General features: G+C 63.3%; 7 protein-coding genes and 2 tRNA genes. 4 read left to right on the top strand and 5 right to left on the bottom strand.

Annotation, left to right across the window (positions count from 1 at the left end; all coding sequences use genetic code 11):
* Positions 1–1,294 (top strand): ATP-dependent helicase C-terminal domain-containing protein (locus tag WH91_RS22405; RefSeq protein WP_282567546.1); only part of this gene is annotated, 1,294 nt, incomplete at its 5' end.
* Positions 1,295–1,496: 202 nt separating this feature from the next.
* Here WH91_RS22405 and msrB read toward each other — a convergent pair.
* On the bottom strand, positions 1,497–1,901 hold the full coding sequence (gene msrB, locus WH91_RS04055; RefSeq protein ID WP_046169741.1) for a peptide-methionine (R)-S-oxide reductase MsrB: 405 nt from the start codon (positions 1,899–1,901) through the stop codon (positions 1,497–1,499).
* A 147-nt stretch (positions 1,902–2,048) separates the two neighbouring features.
* Between msrB and WH91_RS04050 the strand changes: the two genes are divergently transcribed.
* Positions 2,049–2,663 (top strand): pyridoxamine 5'-phosphate oxidase family protein, encoded by a 615-nt coding sequence (locus tag WH91_RS04050; protein WP_046169740.1) that lies wholly within the window; start codon positions 2,049–2,051, stop codon positions 2,661–2,663.
* A 232-nt stretch (positions 2,664–2,895) separates the two neighbouring features.
* Here WH91_RS04050 and WH91_RS04045 read toward each other — a convergent pair.
* The 3 genes from WH91_RS04045 to cpdR all read right to left on the bottom strand — a co-directional run bounded on the left by WH91_RS04045 (position 2,896) and on the right by cpdR (position 3,709).
* Positions 2,896–2,970 (bottom strand) — tRNA-Val (locus WH91_RS04045).
* Positions 2,971–2,997: 27 nt separating this feature from the next.
* Positions 2,998–3,072, bottom strand: a tRNA-Val gene (locus tag WH91_RS04040).
* 277 nt (positions 3,073–3,349) lie between these two features.
* Positions 3,350–3,709 carry a cell cycle two-component system response regulator CpdR gene (cpdR, locus tag WH91_RS04035; protein WP_046169739.1) on the bottom strand — a complete coding sequence of 120 codons (360 nt, stop codon included), beginning with the start codon at positions 3,707–3,709 and terminating at the stop codon, positions 3,350–3,352.
* Between the two features lie 203 nt (positions 3,710–3,912).
* Here cpdR and WH91_RS04030 point away from each other — a divergent pair, with 203 nt between their 5' ends.
* Entirely contained in the window at positions 3,913–4,812 is a 900-nt protein-coding gene (locus WH91_RS04030) for an N-formylglutamate amidohydrolase (RefSeq protein ID WP_244542367.1), read from the top strand.
* A gap of 254 nt (positions 4,813–5,066) precedes the next feature.
* Positions 5,067–5,855 carry a histidinol-phosphatase gene (gene hisN / locus WH91_RS04025; protein ID WP_046169737.1) on the top strand — a complete coding sequence of 263 codons (789 nt, stop codon included), beginning with the start codon at positions 5,067–5,069 and terminating at the stop codon, positions 5,853–5,855.
* Positions 5,856–6,007: 152 nt separating this feature from the next.
* Here the strand turns inward: hisN and WH91_RS04020 are convergent, their stop codons facing one another.
* On the bottom strand, positions 6,008–6,979 hold the full coding sequence (locus WH91_RS04020) for an alpha/beta hydrolase (protein WP_046169736.1): 972 nt from the start codon (positions 6,977–6,979) through the stop codon (positions 6,008–6,010).
* Positions 6,980–7,409: the final 430 nt, after the last annotated feature.

Raw genomic sequence — 7,409 nt, 5'->3', positions numbered from 1 at the left:
CGCCTGGGCCGAGGCCACCACCCTGCTAAAATCCCTCGACGCGCTCGATCCCACCGGCCGCCTCACCGCCGAGGGCAAGGCGCTGGCTAAACTCCCGCTGCATCCCCGCCTCGCCCATATGGTTGTCGCGGCAGCCGCCGAAGACGACGCCCAGACCGCCGCCGAACTCGCCGTGCTGATCGGCGAACGCGGCCTTGGCGGCGACGGCACCGACCTCGCCCACCGCCTTGACCGCTTCCGCAGCGACCGCTCCAAGCGCGCTGATGACGCCCGCAGCCTCGCCCGCCGCTGGGCCAGCCTCGGCGGCGGCGGCAAAGGCGGCAACCTCCCCGCCGGCCACCACCTCGCCCGCGCCTTCCCCGACCGCGTCGCCCAAGCCGCAGGTCCACGCGGCAAATTCCGCCTCGCCAACGGCCGCCAGGCCGCCCTCGACCAGACCGATACCCTCGCCTCGGCGCCCTTCCTCGTCGTCACCGATATCACCGGCGCCGCCGCCACCAGCCGCATTCGCGCCGCCGCCGTCCTCGACCGCACCGACCTCGAAACCCTCTTTGCGTCTCACATTGTCGGCGAAACCCTGCTCGCCTTCGACGAGCCCTCGGCCAGCGTCCGCGCCCGCCGCATCCGGCGCCTCGGAGCCCTGCGCCTTGCCGACGACCCCATCGCCGTGGACGATTTCGAAGCCGCCGCGATCCTCCTTGCCGAAGCCGCCGCCCGCCGTGGCCTAGACCTGCTGCCGTGGAGCCGCGACCAGAAGGCCTGGCGCGCCCGTGCCAATTTCCTGCGCGGCACCCTCGGCGACGACTGGCCCGACCTCAACGCCGACGCCCTCGCACCAACCGCCGCCGACTGGCTCGCTCCTGCCCTCTACGGCCTGACCAAACTGTCAGAAATTACCGGCGAGCACTTGCGCACCGCGCTCGACCTGCTGCTGCCCCATGCGCGCCGCCAGGAAATCGAAGCCGTCCTGCCCAGCCATTTCACCGCGCCTACCGGCAACGCCGTGCCGATCGACTATTCAGCCGAAGGTGGCCCGGCCATCGAAATCCGCGTCCAGGAACTGTTCGGCCTGACCCGCCATCCCACCATCGCCCACGGCCGCATCCGCCTGCTGCTGGTGCTGCTGTCGCCAGCCCACCGCCCGATCCAGACCACCCGCGATCTCGTCGGCTTCTGGACCGGCTCCTGGGCCGACGTCGCCAAGGACCTAAAAGGCCGCTACCCCCGCCACCCCTGGCCGGATGATCCAGCGAAGGCAGCGCCGACGGCAAGAGCCAAGCCGCGTGGCACCTAAGCTAGCAAGCATACCCCCACCCAACCTCCCCCTGAAAAGGGGGAGGGGCCGATCCAGTAATGCGCACTATTTCCGACAACCACCGGCCCAATTCCTTCCCCTCATCAGGGGGAGGCGAGGTGGGGGTACCCAATAAGGACTCTTCCCCAATGGGGGCCACTCCCACCAACAAAAAAGCCCCGGATCACTCCGGGGCTCTCTACTATTCGTTAGGTGTGAAATTCAGCGCCACGCCATTAATGCAATAGCGCAATCCTGTAGGCGGTGGGCCGTCTGGGAACACATGGCCCAAGTGGCTGCCGCACGTCGCGCAATGGCACTCTGTCCGCACCATGCCGAAGCTGCGGTCTTCGGTATTTTCCACCGAGCCGGGCAGCGGGTCGTTAAAGCTCGGCCAGCCGGTGCCGCTCTCGAATTTCAGCGTCGATTCAAACATCGGCGTGTCGCAACCGGCGCAGGCGAAAACGCCTTGGCGTTTTTCGTAAAGCAGCGCGCAGCTGCCAGGCCGTTCGGTGCCGTGGTCGCGCATCACCTGATACTGTTCGGGCGTCAGCTTGGCTTTCCATTCGGCGTCGGTATGGGTCACCTTGAAAGCATGGGCGTCCATCAATTGCTCCTTCCGGGCGCTTCCAGTGAGGAAACGCCACAAACTAAAGTCTCGTCGCACTGTCATTCGCACAACATATAGGATCAGTTACACCGCGCCCACAGGGTCCGCTCCATCATTCGGGCCGAAATTCGACAAGGCCTGCGCATGACCATCGTCACCTCCGTCGAGCAGCTCGAAGCGCTGTACACGCCCGCCCCCGGCGCCGCCTCGACCGAAAAAGTCACCAACCGCATGACGGCCGCATATCGCCGACTTGTCGAGGCCAGCCCGTTTGCCGCTCTCGCCACTGTCGGCCCCGAAGGCATTGATTGTTCGCCGCGCGGCGACCAGCCAGGCTTCGTCCGCATCCACGATGACCAGACCCTGATGATGCCCGACCGTCGTGGCAACAACCGCATTGATTCCCTCCGCAACATCGTCCGCGACCCGCGCTGCGCCTTCCTGTTCCTGCTCCCCGGCAGTGGCACCACCTTCCGCGCCAACGGTCGCGCCCATCTCAGCATCGATCCAGCGCTTCTGGCCAGCTTCGCCGTCGAGGGCAAGGCACCGCGCTCGGTCATCGTCATGGCGATCGACGAGCTCTACTTCCAATGCGCCCGCGCCATCGTCCGCTCCGAGCTATGGAACCCGGCAAAGCACCTCGATCCAAAGTCTTTCCCCACCCCCGGCGAAATCCTCGCCGGCATGACCAACAACACCGTCGGCGGCGAAAGCTACGACAAGGCCTGGCCCGAACGCGCCAAATCAACGATGTGGTGAAACACTAGAACCACGAGGTCGTGGCGAGATGCCTGCCCAACCTCGTCCTTCGACCAGCTCAGGATGAGGTTTCATGGAAATGGCCGCAAGCCACGATCTATCAATTTCGAATTTCTCGTCAGGCCGAGGCGAAAACGGTAGTCGGCGAGAACCGGACTGGAGCGTACTCGACGTACGTGAGCACCGCAAGCGCAGGTGACTTCCGTTTGCAGACCGGCATCACGAGAAATTTTGGTGGGAGTAACAAGGATTGAACTTGTGACCCTTCGCGTGTGAAGCGAATGCTCTCCCGCTGAGCTATACTCCCGTCGCCGAAGCGAAAGTCTTAGAGAGATGGTGGGCGTAACAAGGATCGAACTTGTGACCCCCTCGATGTCAACGAGGTGCTCTCCCGCTGAGCTATACGCCCATCTCTCCGGGAAGGAAGAACCGCTAAGTCCTTCCAGTGGCGCGGGTAGACCATAAAACCCGTTCAGGGGTCAAGGGGTCTGTTTCAACTTCTCGGCGCTTGTGGAAACTTGATAGCGCCCCACCCACGGTGTCATCCCGGACTTGATCCGGGATCCATCTCGAGATGTATCCACGTCCGCAAGGTAGATCAGCTAAACACCCTATAAACTCAGGCATTGCAGGATGGATCCCCGATCAAGTCCGGGATGACACCGCGCAAGGTGAAACGTCAGTGACTAGGCCGCCAGCAGCCGCTCAACCTCATTGACCAGATCTTTGAGGTGAAACGGCTTGCTCAGCACCGACGCATCCTTGGGCGCGTCGCTGTCCGGGTTCAGCGCCACGGCGGCAAAACCGGTGATGAACATCACCTTGAGGTCCGGATCGAGTTCGGTGGCGCGGCGCGCCAGCTCGATGCCGTCCATTTCCGGCATCACGATATCGCTGAGCAGCAGCGCGAACGGCTCCTCGCGTAAGCGCTCATAGGCGCTCAGGCCATTGTCGAATGAAACGACCTCGTAGCCGGCATTCCTGAGCGCGCGCGTCAGGAACGAACGCATATCGTTGTCGTCTTCCGCGAGTAGAATTCGCTTCATGATGGTCTCCGGCCGTTCGCCATGCGGCGCACTGTTGAGTCGTACTCTATCGCGCGATGTTTAAGCGAAGTTTTAGCTTCTGCAAACTTCACCTGATTTCGCCTCGCACTTTAGTGATAATCTGGACATTCTGGGCGTAAACGGCGACAGTGGCTGCACAAATCACTCGGGCGTTGCCAATGGCCGCTCATTGGGGAGGCAGCGTGCGGTCCGACTACTGGGATCAGCCAGCATTCGAAACCATCCGGCCGCGCCGCTTGGTGGCGCCGCTGGTGTTCAATTCGCCCCATTCCGGCCGCGTCTATCCCGAGCGCTTCCTCGCCATGACCCGGCTCGACCACCTGTCGATCCGCCAGTCCGAGGATGCCTGGGTCGATGAACTGTTTGGCCGTGCGCCTCATCTGGGCGCTCCCATGCTGCGGGCGCATTTCCCCCGCGCCTATCTCGACGTCAACCGCGAGCCCTGGGAGCTCGATCCCACCATGTTCGTCGAACCGCTGTCGGATCGCTTCAACACTACCTCGCCCCGCGTGGCGGCAGGCCTCGGCACGCTGGCCCGCGTCGTCGCCGAAAATAAGCCGATCTACAAGGACCGCCTGACGCTCGACGATGCCCGCATGCGCATCGAGGGCATCTATCATCCCTATCATGCAGCCCTGCAGAAGCTGCTCAGCGAAGCCATCGCGACCTTTGGCGTCGCCCTCCTGATCGATTGCCACTCGATGCCGCGCATCATGCGCTCCAATGACAAGGCCGCCCCCGATATCGTGCTGGGCGATCGCTATGGCACCACCTGCGCACCGGCACTGATTGATCTCGCCGAAACCGTCTTCACCGGCGCCGGCCTCAGGGTCGCCCGCAACCGCCCTTACGCCGGCGGCTTCGCGACCCGCAGCTACGGCCGGCCACAGCACGGCGTCCACGCCCTACAGATCGAAATCAGCCGACACCTCTATATGAGCGAAGTAACCCTCGCCAAAAACGACGGCTTCGAAGCCATCCGCGCCCTGATAGACCGTCTGATCTTCGCCCTGATCGGGTTAGACCTGGTTTCACTGGTCGGCGGCAACGCCCCACCGGTAGAGAAGCTGGCGGCGGAGTAATTTCTAGCGGTCTTTGAACGATCCACAAACGCGATCTGCACCTCCCCCTCTACGGGGGAGGCTGGGTGGGGTGCGAGAGCCCCGATATGTGGCCAAGCGTCCCCCTCCCTGACCCTCCCCTCGACGGGGGAGCTCGACTGCTAATCCGATCGCGAGGTCGATCAGCCGACGTGGCTATGCTAGGAACGCTTTAAATCCCTCAGTAGACCTCATGGTAAGCCTGTCGAACCACGAGGCCGTGCCCGGACCCACCCATGACCATCGATCTCGCCAAAGTCGAAGCCACGCTGCTTGCCGCCGCCGAGGCTGCCGCAGCCCATACCCTGCCGCTGTTCCGCACCACGCTGGCCGTGGACAACAAATACACCCTCGGTTTCGACCCCGTCACCGAGGCCGATCGTGGCGCCGAGACGGTCATCCGTGCAGTCATCGCCGAAGCCTTCCCAGACCATGCCATTATCGGCGAGGAATGGGGCAATTCCGGCGACAGCGACTACACCTGGATCATCGATCCGGTCGACGGAACCCGCGCCTTCATTTCCGGCGCCCCGGTCTGGGGCACGCTGATCGGCTTTGCCCACAGCGGCGTCGCCATCGCCGGCCTGATGAGCCAGCCCTTCATTGGCGAAACCTTCCTCGCCGTCCCGGGCCGCTCCACCTATCGCCGCGGCGGCCTCACCACGCCTAACCGCACCAGCGGCCAGACCGAACTTGCCCCTTGCCGCGTCTTCACCACCACGCCATCGCTGTTCCGCACACCCGAGATGATGAGCAAGTGGACCGCAATCGAATCCGCCACCCGCCTGCAACGCTTTGGCATGGATTGCTACGGCTACGCGCTGCTTGCCGCCGGCCATGCCGACCTGGTCATCGAGCCATTCCTCAACACCTACGACATCGCCGCCCTGGTCCCGATCATCCGCGAAGCCGGCGGCGCCATCGCCTGCTGGGACGGCAGCGATCCCACCATCGGCGGTAACGTCGTCGCAGCCGCGACACCAGAGCTGCTGGAAAAAGCGCTGGAACTGGTCAACGCCTCGTAAGGGGGCCACCGCTAGCTTCGTCGAGATCCGGGTCAGGCTGAGTCGAAAACGGCGATGACTGAGAACCGGAGCGGAGCGTACGTCTGTACGTGAGCACCGGAAGCACAAGCCATTGGCGTTTGCAGGCCAGCATGGCCCGGATCTCGACGATGCTACGACTGTTCGGTAATAAACGCGTCAAACGCGGCAAACACCTGCTCTCGAATGCTGTCCGTCTCCATGAACAGCTCATGACGGGCATTGGCCAGCACCAGATGGCGCCCGGTTCGCATCCGCAGGCCCAGCCGCTCGATCGCTGCGGTAGAAACAACCTCGTCGCGCGCCGCCGCCAGCATCAGCAGCGGGATTTTGATGCGTGCCGGGAAACTGTCCTGCGCCGCCTCTGCCATGGCCCCGAAGGCCGCTGCGGCCCAGCGCACCGTTGGCGCTGCAATTGCGAGCTCGGGCCATTCCCGCACCACGTCGACCGCCCGCATGTAGCGGATCATGTCCCCGGTCAGCGGATTACTGGCAAACGTCGCCTCGCTCATCGGCCGGTCCTGCTTGCGCGATACCGGCATCTGCCCCAGTCCGACAAAACTCAATGTTTCGGTCACCCGGGCCATGCCCGCCATGCTGAGCGGCTGTCGGTCCAGCGCCACCATTGGCGCTGACAGGAAAATCCGGTCGAACATCATCCGGTCGTTGATCCCGGCATAGAGCGACGCCAGCCCGCCCATCGAATGGCCCACCAGATAGTATGGCGGCGGACAATCGGGCAGCAGGATTTCGCCATGAAAGCTGCGCAGGTCGCACCAATAGTCCTCGAACTTGTCGACATGGCCCAGCTTATGGTTGCCGATCAGCCGCTCCGAGCCGCCCTGCCCCCGCCAGTCGAAGGTCGCCACCGAAAAGCCCCGCCGCCGGAAATCGGCGACCGTCTCGAAATACTTCTCGATGAATTCCGTCCGCCCCTGCACGAGGCAGATCGTGCCGCGATGCGCCCCCTCCGACTTGGGCCAGGTGGCGTAGCGCAACCGCACATTGTCCTCTGTCTTGAAATAGCCGACCCGCCCACCCTCCGGCATCGGATTGGATGCGATATTGACCAGGCGAGGTCCATTCGGATCGACAACGGCGTTCATGGGGCGGTTCCGCTCAACAGGGACCACCGTCTTAGACCAAACACCATGCAAAAAGAAAACCAGCATCCCGGAGGATGCTGGTTTTCCTTTTGAACGGCCCATGCGGGGGGCGGGTGATGGACCGCTAGACGAGGACCTGCTCGCCTTGCCCCGGTTCTAGGACAGCCAGCCTGAACTAGAACCCAATCAGCCATTCATAATCCGTTCATCTCGACGCACCCCTGCCCAAACCACTTCATGAACAGAGGCAATAGCCCTAGCGCCTCCCTCCCCTGAATGGGGAGGGATTGAGGGTGGGGTGATGGTTAAACGCGATGTGCATCTCCCCCTTGAACCCACAAAAACCCCTCCCATATTTCAGCTGTTCGCCGGACTTTCCGGGAACCCCGAGCTCGAAATCTGGCGCTTGCCTAATGCTGGGAGCGCTGTC

Origin of the sequence: Devosia psychrophila (genome assembly GCF_000971275.1) — a bacterium.
GTDB lineage: Bacteria > Pseudomonadota > Alphaproteobacteria > Rhizobiales > Devosiaceae > Devosia > Devosia psychrophila.
This window is presented reverse-complemented; position numbering and strand designations above follow the sequence as displayed.